General features: G+C 71.1%; 16 protein-coding genes and 1 riboswitch. Of the genes, 10 read left to right on the top strand and 6 right to left on the bottom strand.

The window, feature by feature from the left end:
- The first annotated feature begins 13 nt into the window (after positions 1-13).
- The 3 genes from FHU13_RS04390 to FHU13_RS04400 all read left to right on the top strand — a co-directional run bounded on the left by FHU13_RS04390 (position 14) and on the right by FHU13_RS04400 (position 8,081).
- The gene (locus FHU13_RS04390) at positions 14-2,848 is read left to right on the top strand and encodes a DUF4159 domain-containing protein (protein WP_183434619.1); all 2,835 of its coding nucleotides are present in this window, start codon (positions 14-16) and stop codon (positions 2,846-2,848) included.
- Positions 2,849-3,041: 193 nt separating this feature from the next.
- Complete coding sequence (locus FHU13_RS04395; protein ID WP_183434620.1) at positions 3,042-5,129, top strand: hypothetical protein; 2,088 nt, start codon at positions 3,042-3,044, stop codon at positions 5,127-5,129.
- A 51-nt stretch (positions 5,130-5,180) separates the two neighbouring features.
- Positions 5,181-8,081 (top strand): PAS domain S-box protein, encoded by a 2,901-nt coding sequence (locus FHU13_RS04400; protein WP_183434621.1) that lies wholly within the window; start codon positions 5,181-5,183, stop codon positions 8,079-8,081.
- Positions 8,082-8,098: 17 nt separating this feature from the next.
- Here FHU13_RS04400 and FHU13_RS04405 read toward each other — a convergent pair whose 3' ends face one another.
- From FHU13_RS04405 to FHU13_RS04415, 3 genes are all read right to left on the bottom strand, one after another.
- Positions 8,099-9,283, bottom strand: a complete 1,185-nt coding sequence (locus FHU13_RS04405) for a YeeE/YedE family protein (protein ID WP_312889546.1) — start codon at positions 9,281-9,283, stop codon at positions 8,099-8,101.
- 44 nt (positions 9,284-9,327) lie between these two features.
- Positions 9,328-10,317 (bottom strand): sulfurtransferase, encoded by a 990-nt coding sequence (locus tag FHU13_RS04410; protein ID WP_183434623.1) that lies wholly within the window; start codon positions 10,315-10,317, stop codon positions 9,328-9,330.
- A gap of 343 nt (positions 10,318-10,660) precedes the next feature.
- Positions 10,661-11,545 carry an alpha/beta fold hydrolase gene (locus FHU13_RS04415; RefSeq protein ID WP_183434624.1) on the bottom strand — a complete coding sequence of 295 codons (885 nt, stop codon included), beginning with the start codon at positions 11,543-11,545 and terminating at the stop codon, positions 10,661-10,663.
- Positions 11,546-11,793: 248 nt separating this feature from the next.
- Here FHU13_RS04415 and FHU13_RS04420 point away from each other — a divergent pair, with 248 nt between their 5' ends.
- Positions 11,794-12,240, top strand: coding sequence for a hypothetical protein (locus tag FHU13_RS04420; RefSeq protein WP_183434625.1), 447 nt, complete (start codon positions 11,794-11,796; stop codon positions 12,238-12,240).
- Positions 12,241-12,266: 26 nt separating this feature from the next.
- Here the strand turns inward: FHU13_RS04420 and FHU13_RS04425 are convergent, their stop codons facing one another.
- Complete coding sequence (locus FHU13_RS04425) at positions 12,267-12,524, bottom strand: hypothetical protein (RefSeq protein WP_183434626.1); 258 nt, start codon at positions 12,522-12,524, stop codon at positions 12,267-12,269.
- 225 nt (positions 12,525-12,749) lie between these two features.
- On the opposite strand from FHU13_RS04425, the gene fae reads away from it, so the two are divergent.
- Complete coding sequence (fae, locus tag FHU13_RS04430; protein WP_026105577.1) at positions 12,750-13,289, top strand: formaldehyde-activating enzyme; 540 nt, start codon at positions 12,750-12,752, stop codon at positions 13,287-13,289.
- A 215-nt stretch (positions 13,290-13,504) separates the two neighbouring features.
- Here the strand turns inward: fae and cobO are convergent, their stop codons facing one another.
- Positions 13,505-14,107 carry a cob(I)yrinic acid a,c-diamide adenosyltransferase gene (gene cobO / locus FHU13_RS04435; RefSeq protein WP_183434627.1) on the bottom strand — a complete coding sequence of 201 codons (603 nt, stop codon included), beginning with the start codon at positions 14,105-14,107 and terminating at the stop codon, positions 13,505-13,507.
- Entirely contained in the window at positions 14,107-14,637 is a 531-nt protein-coding gene (gene cobU / locus FHU13_RS04440; protein WP_183434726.1) for a bifunctional adenosylcobinamide kinase/adenosylcobinamide-phosphate guanylyltransferase, read from the bottom strand. The genes cobO and cobU overlap by 1 nt, the downstream gene beginning before the upstream one ends.
- Before the next feature lie 81 nt (positions 14,638-14,718).
- On the opposite strand from cobU, the gene FHU13_RS04445 reads away from it, so the two are divergent.
- From FHU13_RS04445 to FHU13_RS04465, 5 genes are all read left to right on the top strand, one after another.
- A complete protein-coding gene (locus tag FHU13_RS04445) occupies positions 14,719-15,210 on the top strand; it encodes a MarR family winged helix-turn-helix transcriptional regulator (RefSeq protein ID WP_183434628.1) in 492 nt (163 codons plus the stop codon).
- Positions 15,197-15,619, top strand: coding sequence for a DUF1772 domain-containing protein (locus FHU13_RS04450; protein ID WP_183434629.1), 423 nt, complete (start codon positions 15,197-15,199; stop codon positions 15,617-15,619). The genes FHU13_RS04445 and FHU13_RS04450 overlap by 14 nt, the downstream gene beginning before the upstream one ends.
- A 43-nt stretch (positions 15,620-15,662) precedes the next feature.
- Positions 15,663-15,863, top strand: a riboswitch (cobalamin riboswitch).
- Between the two features lie 41 nt (positions 15,864-15,904).
- Positions 15,905-16,084 carry a CbtB-domain containing protein gene (locus tag FHU13_RS04455; RefSeq protein WP_183434630.1) on the top strand — a complete coding sequence of 60 codons (180 nt, stop codon included), beginning with the start codon at positions 15,905-15,907 and terminating at the stop codon, positions 16,082-16,084.
- A 23-nt stretch (positions 16,085-16,107) separates the two neighbouring features.
- Positions 16,108-16,884, top strand: a complete 777-nt coding sequence (locus FHU13_RS04460; protein ID WP_183434631.1) for a CbtA family protein — start codon at positions 16,108-16,110, stop codon at positions 16,882-16,884.
- On the top strand, positions 16,877-17,281 hold the full coding sequence (locus FHU13_RS04465; protein WP_183434632.1) for a DUF1636 domain-containing protein: 405 nt from the start codon (positions 16,877-16,879) through the stop codon (positions 17,279-17,281). Before FHU13_RS04460 ends, FHU13_RS04465 begins: the two co-directional genes overlap by 8 nt.
- Positions 17,282-17,283: the final 2 nt, after the last annotated feature.

Raw genomic sequence — 17,283 nt, forward strand, 5'->3', positions numbered from 1 at the left:
AAGGCGAACCGCATTGTTCGGAGTTCCGCTCACCTTCGCCGCTCCCCTCGCGCTCGCCGCGCTCGTCGCGCTGCCGGCTCTGTGGGTGCTGCTGAGGGTCACGCCGCCGCGCCCGCGCCGCATCCACTTCCCACCGCTGGCGCTGGTCGCCGACCTGCTGCCGAAGCGCGAGACCCCGGCCCGCACGCCGCCCTGGCTGCTGCTTCTCCGCATTCTCGCCGCCGCCTGCCTGATCCTCGCGGTGGCTGGGCCCGTATGGAATCCCGGCGGGATCGGCGCCGCCGCGGGGCGCAACCCGCTGCTCCTCATCCTCGATAACGGCTTCGTCGCCGCCCATGATTGGCGCGACCGCCTGCGCGCGGCCACCGACGAGGTCGAGGCCGCCGCCCGCGACGGGCGCCCGGTGGCGCTGGTCGCCAGCGCCGAGGCACCTGCGCCTTTCGAGGCGCGGTCCCCGGCCGCCGCCCTGGAGCGCCTGCGGGCGATCCAGCCGCGCCCGCATCTCGGCGACCGCGACGCGCATCTGGCCTCGATCGGCACCTTCCTGGAGCGGATGCCCGGCGCCTCGATCGTCTGGATCAGCGACGGCGTCCGCGGCACGGGAAAAGGCGATTTCGCGACAGTGCTCGGCGAGCTGGCGAGCCGCCACGGCAGTGCGGTGACCGTGCTGAAGGCCGAGCGGTCCCCAGCGCTGGCGCTCGAAGGCTCGCCGGTGCAGCCCGGTGACAAGCTCTCGGCGCAGGTGCTGCGGGCTGAAGCGAATGGCCGCGATGCCGGGCTGGTGCGGGCGCTCGACCAGAAGGGTCTGCCGCTGGCCGAGAGCCGCTTCACCCTGGAGCCGGAGGCACGCGAGACGAGCGTCAGCTTCGACCTGCCGGTGGAACTGCGCAACGCCATCGCCCGCCTCGAGATCGAGGGCGAGCGCTCGGCCGGCGCCGTGGTGCTGATGGACGAGCGCGGCAAGCGCCGCCGGGTCGGACTCGTCTTCGGCGGCACGCTCGATCAGGCCCAGCCGCTGCTCGCGCCGACCTACTACCTCGCCAAGGCGCTCACCCCCTTCGCCGACGTGCAGCAGCCCCGCCCCGGCCAGGGCACGGCCGAATCCATCGGCCAGATGCTCGACAATCAGGTCTCGGTGCTGGCGCTCGCCGATGTCGGCGCGCTCGACGACCGCACGCTCGCGCGTGTCGAACAATTCGTGGACGAGGGTGGCCTGCTGTTGCGCTTCGCCGGGCCCCGGCTCGCCGCCGGCAACGATCCGCTCGTGCCGGTGCGCCTGCGCCGGGGTGGACGCTCGCTCGGCGGCACCCTCTCCTGGGACCGGCCGAAGACCCTCGCGGCCTTCGCGCCCGAGAGCCCCTTCGCCGGCCTGAATCCGCCCGCCGATATCGGCGTGCGCCGCCAGATCCTCGCCGAACCCGACGGCGATCTGCCGGGCAAGACCTGGGCAGCGCTCCAGGACGGCACGCCGATCGTCACGGCCGAGAAGCGGGGGCAGGGGCTCATCGTGCTGTTTCATGTGACCGCCGACACCACATGGTCGAACCTGCCGCTGTCGGGGCTGTTCGTGGACATGCTGCGCCGGGTCGTCGGGCTCGCCGGCCCCTCGGCCAAGCTCGGCGAGGGCGACGGCCGGCAGGCGAAAGCCGCGCTGCTGGCTCCGCGCCTGACCCTCGACGGCTTCGGCGCGCTCGGCTCGCCGCCCGCCAGCGCCACCGCCGTGCCGGCCGACTTCGCCGACCACGCCGGCCCCGAGCACCCGCCGGGCTTCTACGGCACGGCGGAGGGTGGCATCGCCGTCAACGCGCTGGTGCCGGGCGATCGGCTCGAATCCCTCGATCTCTCCGCTCTGAAGGGCGCCCGGATGGGCTCACTCGCCGGTGCCGAGACGCTGGATCTGCGCGCGCTCCTGTTCAGCCTCGCGCTGGCGCTGCTCGCCCTCGACACCCTGGCTGGCCTCTGGCTCGGCGGCTTTTTTCGTCATTCCGGCCGTCTCGTGCGCGGGCGAGCGGCAACCGCCGCTCTCCTCCTGCCGGTGCTGCTCGGCCTCGCCCTCCTCGCGCCGCCCCCGGCAAGGGCCGAGGGGGCGCCGGGCAGCCGGCCCAACGGCATCGAATCGGCGCTCGCCACCCGCCTCGCCTTCGTCGTCACGGGTGATGCCGCGACGGACGCCGCGAGCCAGGCCGGCCTTTCGGGCCTGAGCCAGATGCTGGCTGCCCGCACCGCCCTGGAGCCGGGCGAGCCCGCGGGCCTGAACCTGGAGAAGGACGAACTCGCCTTCTACCCTCTGATCTACTGGCCGATCGTGGCCGGGCGTCCGCAGCCGAGCGAAGCGGCGATCCGTAAGATCGATGCCTTCATGAGGAACGGCGGCACGGTGATCTTCGACACCCGCGACGCCCAGACCGCCCGCGCGAACGGCCCGCCGACCCCGGAGACGGCTTATCTTCGTAAGATGCTTGGCACCCTCGAAGTGCCGGAACTCGAGCCCGTGCCCCAGGACCACGTGCTGACCAAGGCGTTCTACCTCGTCGATTCCTTTCCCGGCCGTTATGGCACCGGTCAGACCTGGGTCGAGACGATCCCACCGGCAGGCGAGGGCGGCGAGCGCCGCCCGGCCCGGGCGGGCGACGGCGTCACGCCGATCATCATCACCGGCAACGATCTGGCCGCCGCCTGGGCGGTCGGCCGCAACGGCGAGCCGCTCTACCCCGTCACCGGCGGCGACCAGCGCCAGCGCGAGATGGCATTCCGCGGCGGCATCAACATCGTGATCTACACGCTGACCGGAAACTACAAGGCCGATCAGGTCCACGTGCCGGCCCTGCTGGAGCGGTTGGGACAGTGATTTTTACCGCGCGACCACGCCGAGTATCGAACCCTTCCCCCCCGGCGGGGGAGGGTGCCCGCGGAGCAGGCGTGAGAGGGGGCGACGCTTGCGGAAATGGCGCTCCCCACTCCCAACCCTCGCTCACGCGAGGGCCACCCTCGCCCGCAGAGCGGGGAGGGGTTTTCGTGGTTCCTTCTGAAGGCCCCGCCCCATGCTGAGCCTCAGCTTCACGCCCCTCGTCCCGTGGCCGGTACTCGCCGCCTTTGGCGTGCTCGCCGCGATCCTCGCCGTCGTCGCGGTGCTCGCCCGCGGGCGCACGGCGCTGCTGCGGGCGGTGGCCCTCGGCCTCGTCGTCCTCGCGCTCGCCAACCCATCCCTGGTGCGCGAGGACCGCGACCCGGTGAAGGACGTGGCAGCCATCATCGTCGACCGCTCCGGCTCGCAGACGCTGGGCGATCGTCCGGCCATGACCGATGCGGTCAAGGCCGAGCTGGAGCGCCGCTTCGGCGCGCTCACGAACATCGAGCCGCGCTTCATCGAGGTCGGCGACGGGCAGGGCGCTGAGGGCGACGACGGCACCAAGCTGTTCACCGCGCTGACCCAGGCGCTGGCCGACGTGCCGCCGGAGCGGATTGCCGGCGTGGTGATGCTCACCGACGGCGTGGTGCACGATATCCCCGCCTCGCTCGACATCCTCGGGCTCAAGGCACCGCTGCACGTCCTCGTCACCGGTCGGCCGGACGAGCGCGACCGCCAGATCAAGATGCTGGAGGCCCCTCGCTTCGGCATCGTCGGCAAGGATGTGACCCTGCGCGGTGAGGTGATGGAGCGCGGCGGCACCGGTACGGCGATCGTCACCGTGCGCCGCGACGGCGAGGAGATCGACCGGCAGAGCATCGCGACCGGCGTGCCGTTCTCGCTCACCATGCATATCGAGCACGGCGGCCCGAACGTGGTCGAGATCGAGGTCGAGCCGCTCCCGGGTGAACTCACCACGGTGAACAACCGAGCCGTCCTGCCGATCGAAGGCATTCGCGAAAAACTCAGGGTGCTGCTCGTCTCCGGCGAGCCGCACCAGGGCGAGCGCACCTGGCGCAACCTGCTGAAGTCGGATGCCTCCGTCGATCTCGTCCACTTCACGATTCTCAGGCCGCCGGAGAAGCAGGACGGCACCCCGATCTCGGAACTCTCGCTGATCGCCTTCCCCACCCGCGAGCTGTTCGTCCAGAAGATCAAGGATTTCGACCTCATTATCTTCGACCGCTACGCCAACCAGAGCGTGCTGCCGCAGGCCTATTTCGACAACATCGTCCGCTACGTCCGCGAGGGCGGCGCTCTCCTCATCGCCGCCGGGCCGGAATTCGCCGGTCCCGCCAGCCTCGCCCGCACCCGGCTCGCGACGATCCTTCCCGGCGATCCCTCGGCGAAGGTGGTCGAGCAGCCCTTCAAGGCCAATCTCACCGAGACCGGACACCGCCACCCCGTCACCAGGGCGCTGCCGGGTTCGGAGGCGAACCCGCCGGCCTGGGGCGACTGGCTGCGCATCATCTCGGCGCAGACACGGCCGGGCGTGCAGCCGATCCTGTCGGGTGCCAACGGCCTGCCGTTGCTGGCGCTGTCGCGCGAGGACAAGGGCCGCGTTGCCCTGATGCTGTCGGACCAGGCTTGGCTCTGGGCCCGCGGCTACCAGCAGGGCGGCCCCTATCTCGACCTGCTGCGCCGCCTCGCCCACTGGCTGATGAAGGAGCCGGCGCTCGAAGAGGAGGCTCTGCGCGCTCAGACCACCGGCCGCGGTCGCGAGGTCCGCGTCGAGCGCCAGACCATGTCCGAGGAGGCCGGTCCCGTGACGATCACGGGTCCGACCGGCAAGGAGCGAAGCCTCGACCTGACGAAGGCGGAGACCGGCCTGTTCACCGCAACCTTCGAGGCCGAGCAGCTCGGCCTCCACACCATCCGTTCGGGCAACCTCGCCGCCTTCGTCAGCGTCGGCCCGGCCAATCCGCGCGAGCTCGCCGACGTGTTCAGCGACACCGAGCGGCTGAAGGCGGTGGCCGAGGGCTCCGGCGGAACGGTACGCCGGGTAGCGGCGGGCGGCGGCATCGAGGTGCCCCGTCTCCAGATCACCCGCGGTGGGCGCTTAGGCGGCGCCGACTGGATCGGCTTCCGCCCGAGCGACAGCGCCACCGTGCGCGGCGTCGAGGTCTATCCCCTCGGCATCGGCCTGTGGGCCCTGGCGGCGCTCGCCGCGGCTTTGCTGGCGATGTGGCTGGTGGAAGGGCGGCGCGGGCGCGCGGCATGATCTGAGATGGCTCTGTCCGACCAAGCTTTACCTGTGTAAAGCCGGTCGGGCATGACCGAATCCCTCCCGTTCCTGGCTGGCGGCGGCGAGGCCGCCCGCATGATCGCCGAGCGCGATTGGACGGATCATCCCCTCGGCCCCCCACAGACCTGGTCCGAGTCGCTGCGCACGGCGCTGAGCCTCATCCTGAACTCGCCCGAGAGCATGATCCTGGCCTGGGGTCCGGATCTGCACTTCTTCTTCAACGACACCTACTTCCCGCTGCTCGGCCCCCGCCTCTCCTGGGCGATGGGCGAGCGCTTCGACCGGGTCTGGGCCGATGCCTGGGACCAGGCCAAGCCGATCATCGACGACGCCTTTGCCGGAAAGAGCCGGCGCTTCGAGGACCTGCCCTGGACGCTCGCCACCGACAGGGGCGAGGCGCTGACGTGGTGGAGCTTCTCTTACTCGCGGGTGCTCGACGGGGAGGGCCGCATCGCCGGCCTGTTCATCTTCACCAATGAGACGACCAAGCGCGTCCGCACCGAAGCCCTCCAGCGGGAGGGCGAGGCGGCCCTCCGCCGAAGCGAGGCCTTCTTGACGGCGACCCTGGAGGGGCTGCCGGTCGGCGTGATCATCGCCGATGCGGACGGGCGGATCGTGCGCGACAATCCCGCCAACCGCGAGATCTGGGGCATGCCGCCGGAAACCGCGAGCTGGGAAGGCTACGGCGATTGGGTCGGTTACTGGCCGGAGACGGGCGAGCGCCTGCGCGCCGAGGAATGGGCCATGGCCCGCGCCCTGCTGCACGGCGAGACGGTGCGTGGCGAGCTCGTGGAGATCGAGCGCTTCGATCGCCGCGGACGGCGGCTGTTCCTCAACAACGCCGCGCCGATCCGGGATCGCGCGGGCGCCATCGTCGGCGGCGTGGTGGCCGAACTCGACGTGACCGAGCGGATCGAGGTCGAGCGGCGGCTGCGGGAGAGCGAGGCGCTGGCCCGCGTCAACGCCGAGCGGGTCCAGCTCGCGCTCTCGGCCGGCGCCATCGTCGGCACCTGGCTCTGGGACCTGACCACCGACCGCTTCACCGTGGACGAGGCCTTCGCTCGCGCCTTCGGCCTCGATCCGGCGCTCGGCCGCGAGGGCTTGAGCCTCGCCCAGGTGGTCGAGACGGTCCATCCCGACGACAAGGCGGGGCTGGCGGAGGCGATCGGGGAGGCCATCGCCCGCGGCGGCGCCTACGCCCATCAGTATCGGGTGCGGCGGGCGGACGGCCGCTACTACTGGATCGAGGCCAATGGCCGGGTCGATCACGCCCCCGACGGGACGCCGCTGAGCTTCCCCGGCGTCCTCATCGACGTGGAGGAGCGCCGCGCCTTGGCGGAGGAGCGCGACCGGGCCATCGTGCTCCTGCGCCGGCTCAACGAGACACTGGAGGAGCAGGTCGCCGCGCGCACCGCCGAGCGCGACCAGATCTGGCAGGCCTCGAGCGACCTTCTGGCCGTGGCCGATCTCGACGGGCGCTTCGTCAGTCTCAACCCGGCCTGGAGCGCGACCCTGGGCTGGAGCGAGGCCGAGTTGAAGGCCGTCCCCTTCCTCGACTTCGTCCATCCCGAGGACCGGGAGCTGACCCTCGCCGCCGCCGCCGCCCTCGCCCGGGGCGAGATGCAGCTCGGCTTCGAGAACCGCTATCGCGCCCGGGACGGCGGCTATCGCTGGTTCTCTTGGAACACCGTGCCGCGCCAGGGCCTCATCTACGCCTCGGTGCGCGACGTGACCGCGATCAAGGAGCAGGGGCGGGCTCTGGCCGAGGCCGGGGAGGCCCTGCGCCAGAGCCAGAAGATGGAGGCGGTGGGCCAGCTCACCGGCGGCCTCGCCCACGACTTCAACAACCTGCTCGCCGGCATCTCGGGCAGCCTGGAGCTGATGCAGACCCGCATCAGCCAGGGTCGGCTCAAGGACGTCGACCGCTACATGAGCGCGGCGCAGGGGGCGACCAGGCGGGCGGCCGCGCTGACCCACCGCCTGCTCGCCTTCTCCCGCCGCCAGACGCTCGACCCCAAGCCCACCGGCGTGAACCGGCTGGTCGCCGGCATGGAGGAACTGATCCGCCGCACGGTGGGGCCCACCATCACCATCGACGTGGTCGGCGCCGCTGGGCTCTGGCCCTCGCTGGTGGACCCGCCGCAACTCGAGAACGCGCTGCTGAACCTCTGCATCAACGCCCGCGACGCCATGCCGGACGGTGGCCGCATCACCATCGAGACCGCCAACAAGTGGCTCGATGCGCAAGCCGCGCGCCAGCACGACATGCCGTCGGGCCAGTATCTATCGCTGTGCGTGACCGACACCGGCACCGGCATGACCCCGGAGGTGCGGGCCAAGGCCTTCGACCCGTTCTTCACGACCAAACCCACCGGCCAGGGCACCGGGCTCGGGCTGTCGATGATCTACGGCTTCGCCAAGCAGTCGGGCGGACATGTGCGGATCGACTCCGAACTCGGTCAGGGCACGACGGTCTGCATCTACCTGCCCCGCTTCGACGGCGAGGCGGAGGAATCCGAACCGCTCGGACCCCTGGTGGACGCGCCCCGGGCTGAGCAGGGCGAGACGGTGCTCGTGGTCGATGACGAGCCGACGGTGCGGATGCTGGTCACGGAAGTGCTGGAGGATCTCGGCTACACCGCGATCGAGGCCGCCGACAGCGCCAGCGGCCTGAAGGTGCTGCAATCGGACGTACGCATCGACCTGCTCATCTCCGATGTCGGCCTGCCCGGCGGCATGAACGGCCGCCAGATGGCCGATGCCGCCCGCGTCTCGCGCCCCGATCTCAAGGTGTTGTTCATCACCGGCTATGCCGAGAACGCGGCGGTCGGCAACGGCCACCTCGAACCCGGCATGGCGGTGCTGACCAAGCCGTTCGTGGTCGAGACGCTGGGCCTGCGCATCCGCGAGATGATTTCGCGGGGGTAGGGCTCGCGCGATCGGCGTCAGGCGAGAAGCCCCGTTCGCCGCCCGAACCACAGCATCGCTGCCGCTCCGGCGAACATCGCGAAACCGAACACCCAACCTGAGACGGCGCCGGCCATGATGCCGGAGAGCAGCGTGCCGACGCTGCAGCCGAGCCCCGTCATGGCGCCCCAGCCGAGCAGCACGCCGCCGGTCAGGCCGCGCACGACTTGTCCCCGCGTCGGCAGGGCGGGCCGGAACTGGTCGGCGATGAGAGCCGCAGCGAAGGCGGCGAGCACGAGGCCGCCGATGAACAGGCCGTTCGGCGTCAGAAGAGCATCGCGCACGGCCGTGGCGCAGCCGCGGAAGGTGTCGAGCCCTTCCAGGCGATCCGGCAGCAGGCCGAGCGCCCCCGCCGCCTGCCGGGCGCGGCCGCCGATCTCCGCGGTGACGCCGAGCGGGCCGACCCGCAGATAGGCCAGCGTTCCGAGTGCCCCGACCGCGAGGCCCCCGAGCCAGACCGGCCAGCGCAGCACGAACACGGCCCGGAGCGGATCGACCCGGGTCGGCGCCTCCGGTGCGGGCAGACGGCGCAGGAGCGGCCAGGCCAGGGCGGCGAGCAGGGCCAGCGAGAGCGCGAGGCTCAGCCCGTAGCCGAGATGGCGCGGCAGCCACAGCACGGGCGCCTCGGAGAGGCTGGCGAGGTAGAGCGGGTTCCAGCTCACGAAGCCGAGAACGAAGCCGAGCCCGGTGCCGAGAAGCGCGAAGGGCGCTGTCGGCGAGCCCTCACCGAGGCGGTAGAGATGGGCGCTGATGCAGGAGCCGGAGATCGCCATGCCGGCGCCGAAACTGAGCCCGGCCAGGATCAGAACCGGCCCGACGGGGCCGATATGCGCGTCCGGCGGCAGGCGGGTGCCCGACGGGTCCGGCATCCAGGCGCCGAGCACCACGGCGTAGCCCGCCACGCCGGCCGCGAGGGCCGCCAGGATGCCGAGCATCCCCCGCGGGTCGCTCCCGACCAGATAATCGCGCCACTGGCAGTAGAAGCAGAATCGGCTGCGCTGGAGCACGAAGCCGAACAGCGCGCCGAAGACGAGCGACAGGGCGAACCGCGCACCGCCCGGCTCGCCCGAGAGGCGCCAAGCCGCCGCGGCCAGCCCGACGGCGATCGCCGCGGCGAGGGTTGCTCGAACGGGAAGAGCGCGCCCGGCTCCGGGCGCGCTCACGCTTCGCGTTGGGAGAGGCAGCGCCTCTCCCGAAGGCGCGGCTCTCACTTGCCGCCCCAGACGGTGCCGGCGAGGTTGACCACCGGCACGCCGACGGCGTTGCCGTACTCGGTCCAGGAGCCGTCGTAGTTGCGCGCGTCGTAGCCGAGGATCCGGCTGAGGACGAACCAGGAATGGCTCGAGCGCTCGCCGATGCGGCAGGAGGTGATGATCGGCTTCGATCCGTCGATGCCGGCCGCCGCGTAGAGGGCCTTCAGCTCCTCCTTGGACTTCAGGGTGCCGTCCGGGTTCACCGCCTTGGACCAGGGAATGTTGACCGAGCCGGGGATGTGGCCCGCGCGGATCGCCAACTCCTGAATGCCGGCCGGGGCGATGACCTTGCCGCTGAACTCGTCGGGCGAGCGGATGTCGAGGATCTGCTCGTCGCGCTCCCGCTTGGCGACTGCCAGCACGTCGGCGAAGCGCGCCCGTAGCTTCGGCGAGGGCGCCTGCGCCGTGAAGGTCGAGGGCGCGACCTCGGCATTGCGCGTGTCGAGGGGGCGTTTCTCGGCCTCCCACTTCTTGCGACCGCCATCGAGCAGCTTGACGTTGTCGACGAGGCCGTACTGGGCGAGCACCCAGGCGCCCCAGGCGGCGAACCAGTTGTTGTTGTCGCCGTAGAGCACCACCGTCGTGTCCCCGTCGATGCCGAGGCGCCGCGCCAGCGCCGTGAACTTGTCCGGTCCGGCGATGTCGCGGCTCACCGTCTCGACGAGATCGGTGTGCCAGACGACGTTCTGGGCGCCCGGGATGTGGCCGCGCTCGAACACGCCCGGCTCGACGCTGACCTCGACGATCCGGAGGTTCCTGGCATCGAGGTTCTTCTCCAGCCACTCGGTCGAGACGAGGGGGCTTTCCTGGCTCGTGTTCGATCTGGCCTCCCTGGTCGCGCCGTCCTTGAGCGGCTTGGCCGCGGGGTCCGGCGCGGCCGACAGGCCCGTCGGTACGAGGATGCCAGCGGCGATCGTGAGCAGGAGGGCGGGTTTGCGCAGCACGGGACAAGCTCCGGAATGGGCAGCCGAGGTCGTCCGGAGCCGCGAGTGCTCCGGGAGGATGTGTTCAGGAAGGTTGGGACAGTCCGCCGTCGCTGATCGCCCGCCGCAGATCAGTCCCGCTCGGGAGGCTGTTCCGGATGAGCGCAGTCGAGGCTGGACCGCACATCAATGTCGCCGTGACCAACGCGCCGGGTCAACGGAATAATGATCCGTTTATTGCGTGCTGCCGGCGAGTTCGCTCGCGCCGACCGCGTTCGAACATGAAGGATTATCTTGGGCTCTCGAACGTACGACCGGTTCGGCCTGTTTTCCGTCGATGGCAGGCTTCGCGCCGATACCGTCGTTAGTCCCCGATCCGCTCGAAGAAGTCCGCGATCGCCTTCGCCGCCGCGTCCGGCCGCTCCCGGTGCGGGAAGTGCCCGGCGCCCTCGAAGGGAGCGAGATCGAGATCGGAGAATGTTTCGCCGAGGCGATCGGTCCAGGCGTAGGGAAACAGCGGGTCCTGCGTGCCCCAGCGGATGCAAGTCGGCACGCGGATCGGCGGCAGGGCGGGGGATTCACCCTGCAGCATGGCAAGCCGGGCCTCCTGCTGGCTCAGGTACCAGTTGAAGCCGCCCTGAAGGTTGCCGTGCGCCAGGAAGTTGTCGGTGAAGGCGTCGAGCACGTCGTCGAACGCGGCCGGGTTGCCGCCGGCCCAGTGACGCAGGAAGTGGCCGATATAGGCGCGGCAGCTCCCGCGGCTGGCGCCGACCACCTCCGCCGCGAACGGCTTGAGGTGGAAGGATTGGTACCAGATCTCGGCCAGCATCTCCGGCTGCGCCAGCCGCGGACCGATGCCGGGATAGGGGCAGTCAAAGAAGAGCAGGCCGGTGAGACGGTCCGGGTTCGTGCGCCCGAGTGCTTGGCCGATAGAGGCGCCGACATCGTGACCGACGAGGCCCGCCCGCTCGATCCCGAGCCCGTCGAGAAGGCCCAGGATGTCGGCGGCGTGCACCTCGGGGCCGGCCTGGTCCGAGGGGCCGGGATCCGGCTTCTCGCTGGCGCCGAAGCCGCGCAGATCCGGCGCGATCAGGCTGAAGCGGTCGGCCAGCCGCACCATGACCGGCTCCCAGGTGAGCCAGAATTCCGGCCAGCCGTGCAGCAGCACCAGCGGCCGGCCCGTGCCCGTCCGCGCGACGTGCAGCTGCACGCCGTTCGCCGTCACCGTGTCGTGCCGGATCTCCACCATGCCGCCCGTCCTTCCCTTCCGCGCCCTTCCGCACCTTGCCGCGCCTTGCCGCGAAGCCATCCGTCAGGCAACGCGGCGGTCCCGGCGGCCCGTTCCGAAGCGATCCGTCACGGGCCCGTGCAGCCCGCGATGCCGCGGGGCTGGTGGGCGATCGTGTGCCCGCCGGCTTGACCGGGCAAGCTGGACTGTTTCAATGCGCCGGTTCGCGCCCCTCGCGGGCGGACAATGGCGCGCGTATGAGGCGGCAGATGGCGACGACAGTTCGGCGACTCGCGCTCCCGCTCGCGCTGGGTACGAGCCTTTCCGTCTCGGGCTGTACCGGCTTCGGCTACATCTCGCAGACCTACGTCTCCCAGGTGCCGCAGGTCGTCACGATCGGCTGCAACGAGCCCTACGAGATCTACGACAACCGCCAGCGCCGCCGGGTTCTGGTGGTCTCGAACGCCCTGCGCGAGGTGACCGGCTGCGATGTCGGTGGGCTCGGCGCAGGCCGCCCTCCCGCCGAGACACGGGCCGCGCGCTTCCGCACCGCGGCGCGCACCTATCTCGACGAAACCGTCCGCGAGGATTGCAGGATTACCGGCGAGACGGTGTTCAGCGACCTGCAGACCGAGTTCGCCTACGCCTGCGACGCGCCGGTGGAGCCGCGCGGCACGGTGGTGCCCCGCCTGCCGGGACGGCGCACGCAGCGCTGATCGGGATCGGCGGCCAGGGCACTTGTTCAGGATTCCTGCGGACTGACGAAGGTCCGCTCCGTCGCGTCGCCCGCGGCGGCGAGCAGCGCCCGGGCGAAGGCCCGCGCCTCGACGCGGTCGAGGGTGATGACCGCGGTGACGGGGCGGCCGCCGAGATCGGGCAGGCCCAGCTCCAGGCGCACGCCCTCGCCCTCCGGCGTGGCGGACAGGCTCCATCCGCGCTCGCTGCCCGCACCGCTGCCCATTCCACCGCCCATTCCGCTGCCCTTGCCGGGCTCGCTCATCGATCGATCCTTTCCGTCCGTGGCGGAGCTGACATGGAGGGTTTTGCTCCCGCAGACCAGGGGCGCTCCGGTCGGAGCTTTCGTCGGCCTGCGCGCGTGACGAGCGATCGTCCTGCCCGGCGACGATGCCCGGCGAAGACGATTGACGCGGGCGGCCGGGGATGATGTCTGCGCGCCGACCGCCCGCCGGGCGCGACGTCACACGATACGCAAGGGATGACCCACATGTCCGAGATCTGGTTCCGCACCGGCGAGGCGACCGTGCTCGCGGCCGAAGGGCAGTTCACCGACGCGATGCCGGAGGTGCTGATCGGCTCCACCCGCGGCCCCGTGGGCCATGCCTTCGCCGGCATGCTCGGGCAGGTCCAGGGCCATACCCGCATGTTCGTGGTGCGCGACCTCAACCAGCTCGTGCGCCCCTCCACGATCATGACCACCAAGGTCACGATCCATACGGCCGAGTACGCCGAGCTTCTCGGCGGCGTGGTTCAGGCGGCCACGGGTGATGCGATCGTCGATTGCGTGATCGAGGGCATTCTGCCCAAGGACGGGCTCGACGAGCTGTGCATGATCATCACGATCTGGCTCGATGAGCGCTGCGCCAAGGACGAGAACCTCGACCGCAAGGATCTCTACCGCACCAACTACGAGGCGACGAAGCTCGCCATCGCCCGCGCGATGAAGGGCGAGCCGACGATCGACGAGCTGATCGCCAACCGCAAGACGGTCAAGCACTACGCGCTCGAAGACATCATCGAGTACTGAATATTCTCGGAGGATGGGGCGCGGCCCAGGCCGCGTCCCGTTCGAGGAGATGCTGGACCCGGATAATGTGGAAGCTTCATCCGGCTCCGGCTCTGCTTCTGGATCGCTTCGGCTTCGCCCCGCAATGACGGAGTGGATCTAGCGCCGCCGTCGCGAGCGTCCGCGAAGCGATCCTGCGGCGCGACGCCGACGGGATTGACCGAGCGAATGCAAGCTCAGAACTCGATCCCCTCCTGCGCCTTCACCCCCGCCGAGAAGTGGTGCTTCACGCTGCCCATCTCGGTGACGAGGTCGGCGGCCTCGATCAGCGCCGGCTTGGCGTTGCGGCCGGTCACGACGACGTGGAGGTCGGGACGCCGCGCGGCGAGGTCGGCGAGCACCGCGTCGAGATCGAGGTAGTCGTAGCGCAGGGCAATGTTCAGCTCGTCGAGAACGAGCAGGCGGATGCTGGCGTCCGCCATCAGCGCCCGCGCCGTCTCCCAGGCGTTGCGGCAGGCGGCGATGTCGCGGGCCTTGTCCTGCGTCTCCCAGGTGAAGCCTTCGCCGAGCGCGTGCCACGCGATCTGGTCGCCGAAGCTTTTGAGCGCGCGCGCCTCGCCGGTGTCCCAGGCGCCCTTGATGAACTGCACCACGCCGACCCGGTGCCCGCGCCCGAGCATGCGCAGCACCAGGCCGAGCGCGGCCGTCGTCTTGCCCTTGCCCGGGCCGGTATGGACGATGAGCAGGCCCTTCTCGATTTTTTTCGAGGCGACCTCGGCGTCCTGCACCGCCTTGCGCTTGGCCATCTTTTCGCGGTGACGCGCATCGTCTTCGGTCATCAAGGATTCTCGCGTGAGGGTTTGACCGTCAGCGGCAGGCCAGCAACCGTGAGCACGACGCGGTCGGCCTCACGCGCGAGCCGCTGGTGCAGCCGCCCGGCCGCATCGCGGAAGCGGCGGGCCAGCGCGTTGTCCGGCACGATGCCGAGGCCGACCTCGTTGGCGACGAGCACCAGCGGGCCCGGCGCCGCGGCGCAGGCTCGCGCCAGCGCCTCGGTGGCCGCGTCGAGATCGGCCTCGGCCAGCAGCAGGTTGGTGAGCCAGAGCGTGAGGCAATCGACCAGCACCGGCCCCGTCGCGGCGGCCACCGCCTCCGGCAGCGCCGTCGGCACGTCGAGGGTCCGCCAAGACTCCGAGCGCCGCGCCCTGTGCTCGTGGATGCGGGAGCGCATCTCTTCGTCCCAGGCCTGTGCGGTGGCGATGTAGAGCCAGGGGGCGGGACAGGCCTCGATCAGCCGCTCGGCATAGGCGCTCTTGCCCGAGCGCGCACCGCCGAGCACCAGGGTCATCCGAGGGGCGGCCTGAAGCATCTGCACCCTTTGCCTCACGCGCCGCCAGCGCGTCAAAGCGAGCCTGTTGACAATATGCTGTCAAATCGGCAGCATATTGTCATGAAACGGTCGGAACACGAGGCTGCGGACGCTGCGACGGCTCTGGTGCTGGAGATCTTCCGGTCCAGCGGCTTGCTGCTGGCCGCCGGCGATCGGCTAGTGGGCGATCTCGGCCTCACCAGCGCCCGCTGGCAGGTTCTAGGCGCCGTCGCGCTCGCCGCCCAGCCGCTGCCGGTCGCCCGCATCGCCCGCGACATGGGCATGACGCGCCAGGGCGTGCAGCGGACGGTCAATGAGTTGGCGAAAGCGGGCCTCGTGAGCTTCGCGGACAATCCCCACCACCTGCGCGCCCGCCTCGTTCTCCTCACGCCCGCCGGCCGGGATGCCTACGCGGCGGCGGCGGCGCGGCAGGCGCCCTGGGCGGCCGCACTCGCCCGCGATCTCGACCCTGCGGCGCTCGAGGCGGCCCGCGCCCTCGTGCGGACCATCGGCGAGCGGGCCGGCGAACGCCGGAGCGGCGAACAACCGGGAGACCACGATGCTGATCGGTGAACTCGCCCTCGTCGCGGCGGCGGCCTTTGCCGGCGCCGCGCTCTATGTCGGCTTCGTGGAGCATCCGGCCCGGCTCGTCCTCGACCCGGCTTCCCAATTGCAGCAATGGCGCCCGAGCTATCGCCGCGCGACCCGGATGCAGGGCGGCTTGGCGCTGGCCGCCACCGCCCTCGGTCTGCTCGCCTGGGCGCGTACCGGCGATCTAAGATGGGGGCTCGGGTCGGCGCTCGCGCTCGCCAACTGGCCCTACACTTTGCTTGCGATCATGCCGACCAACCGCGCCCTGCTCGCTGCATCGAGTACCGATCCGGTCGTGGCGCCGCTGATGCAACGCTGGATCCGGCTGCACGCGGTCCGCAGCGGGCTCGGTCTGGCGGCGGTGGCGGCCTTCCTCTGGGCGCTGCGGTGATTGCGGCCGGTGCGGGACACGTTGTGCGTCCGTCCGCATCAGGCTATGACCGCTCCGTGACGGTGCCCCGGCGACGGGGTGAAAAGGGAATGCGGTGAGAGGTTTTTTGAAAGCCTCGATTCCGCGGCTGCCCCCGCAACTGTAAGCGGTGAGTTCCTGCCACGAGCCACCGGGTGATCCGGGAAGGCGGCAGGCACGATACCAGCCGCGAGCCAGGAGACCTGCCGTCCGGCGATTTTTATGTCCTCGAACGCCGCCGGTGGGGCGGCCGGAGCCCGTGACCCGATGACGACTGCGACCCTTCAGACCCAGGCCACCACCCGTTCGGCCGACGGCGCCCGCGCCCTGCTCGTCGCCGCCTTCCTCGGCCTTGGTCTCGTCTTCGTGGCGGGCTTCGCTCCGGCCACCGTGCTGCACAACGCGGCGCACGATTTCCGCCACGCGCAGAACTTCCCCTGCCACTGATCCGCGCGGCTTCTAGCGGTTCCATGATCGCCCGGTTGCTGTCGGCGGCGCTCGTCGCCGGCTTCCTCGCGTCCGTCGTCGCGACGGGCCTTCAGCTCGCGCTGACCTCCCCGCTGATTCTCCAGGCGGAGACCTACGAGGGCGAGGGCGCGCATGCCGCCCTCGCACCTTTCCTTGATGCTGCCCCCGATGCCCCGTTCGCCGCCCTGATCGTCCCGGCCCACGCGCATGCGCACGGCGAGGGGGGGCACGACCACGGCAAGGCGGAGGAATGGCAGCCCGCGCCGGGCCTGCAGCGCATGGCCTTCACCGGCCTTGCCACCCTGGTCGGCGGCGTCGGCTACGCGCTGCTGCTCGCGGCGGTGATGCTGGCCCTGCGCCGCGAGCCGACGCCGCAGAGCGGGCTCGTCGTCGGCATCGCCGGCTTCCTCGCGGTGGCGCTCGCCCCCGCCATCGGCCTGCCGCCGGAACTGCCCGGCATGGGCGCCGCGCCGCTCGTGCTGCGCCAGTCCTGGTGGCTGATGACGGTGATCGCCACCGGGCTCGGCCTCTACCTGATCGCCGTGCGACGGGTGCCGCTGACGATCCTGGGGGGGCTCGTCCTGATCGTCGCGCCGCATCTTGCCGGGGCGCCGCAATCGGTCGACACCGTCTCCTCGCAGGTGCCCCCGGCCGCGGCCGCGCAGTTCGCCGCGCGCTCGCTCGCCATCGGCTTCGTGTTCTGGGCGGTGATCGGGCTGGCCTATGGCTGGGCCTGGGGGCTGTTCGGCCGCGAGGCGGGCACCCGTGCCAATGCCTGATCCCGACACCGCGATCCTGTCGGTCTGTACCACCTGCCGCGCGGCAGGCGATGCCTCCGAGCCGCGCGCCGGGGCCAAGCTCCTCGCCGCGCTGCATGCGGAAGCCGGGCGCGCGCCGGTGCCGGGCCTGACGATCGAGGGCGCCGAGTGCCTCTCGGTCTGCAAGCGGCCCTGCACCGTCGCAGTCGCCTCACCGAACCGCTGGACCTACGTCTACGGCGACTTCGACGCTCTGGAAGACGCCGAGACCTCCGCCCGCACCCTCCTGGCGGGCCTGCGCCGCTACCTCGAGACCCCCGACGGCGTCGTGCCCTGGCGCGAGCGGCCCGAGGCATTTCGCAAGGGCGTCGTCGCCCGCATCCCGCCGCTCAAGGCGGCCCCGAACCGGACGCCTTAGAG

Origin of the sequence: Methylobacterium sp. R2-1 (assembly GCF_014191355.1) — a bacterium.
GTDB lineage: Bacteria > Pseudomonadota > Alphaproteobacteria > Rhizobiales > Beijerinckiaceae > Methylobacterium.

Bases quoted from the DNA above. Each gene is read 5' to 3' on its own strand.
- FHU13_RS04460 (WP_183434631.1), top strand. From the start codon at position 16,108: ATGATCGCCCGGTTGCTGTCGGCGGCGCTCGTCGCCGGCTTCCTCGCG.
- FHU13_RS04400 (WP_183434621.1), top strand. From the start codon at position 5,181: ATGACCGAATCCCTCCCGTTCCTGGCTGGCGGCGGCGAGGCCGCCCGC.
- fae (WP_026105577.1), top strand. From the start codon at position 12,750: ATGTCCGAGATCTGGTTCCGCACCGGCGAGGCGACCGTGCTCGCGGCC.
- FHU13_RS04415 (WP_183434624.1), bottom strand. From the start codon at position 11,545: ATGGTGGAGATCCGGCACGACACGGTGACGGCGAACGGCGTGCAGCTG.
- cobU (WP_183434726.1), bottom strand. From the start codon at position 14,637: ATGCTTCAGGCCGCCCCTCGGATGACCCTGGTGCTCGGCGGTGCGCGC.
- FHU13_RS04465 (WP_183434632.1), top strand. From the start codon at position 16,877: ATGCCTGATCCCGACACCGCGATCCTGTCGGTCTGTACCACCTGCCGC.
- FHU13_RS04425 (WP_183434626.1), bottom strand. From the start codon at position 12,524: ATGAGCGAGCCCGGCAAGGGCAGCGGAATGGGCGGTGGAATGGGCAGC.
- FHU13_RS04455 (WP_183434630.1), top strand. From the start codon at position 15,905: ATGACGACTGCGACCCTTCAGACCCAGGCCACCACCCGTTCGGCCGAC.
- cobO (WP_183434627.1), bottom strand. From the start codon at position 14,107: ATGACCGAAGACGATGCGCGTCACCGCGAAAAGATGGCCAAGCGCAAG.
- FHU13_RS04420 (WP_183434625.1), top strand. From the start codon at position 11,794: ATGGCGACGACAGTTCGGCGACTCGCGCTCCCGCTCGCGCTGGGTACG.
- FHU13_RS04445 (WP_183434628.1), top strand. From the start codon at position 14,719: ATGAAACGGTCGGAACACGAGGCTGCGGACGCTGCGACGGCTCTGGTG.
- FHU13_RS04395 (WP_183434620.1), top strand. From the start codon at position 3,042: ATGCTGAGCCTCAGCTTCACGCCCCTCGTCCCGTGGCCGGTACTCGCC.
- FHU13_RS04450 (WP_183434629.1), top strand. From the start codon at position 15,197: ATGCTGATCGGTGAACTCGCCCTCGTCGCGGCGGCGGCCTTTGCCGGC.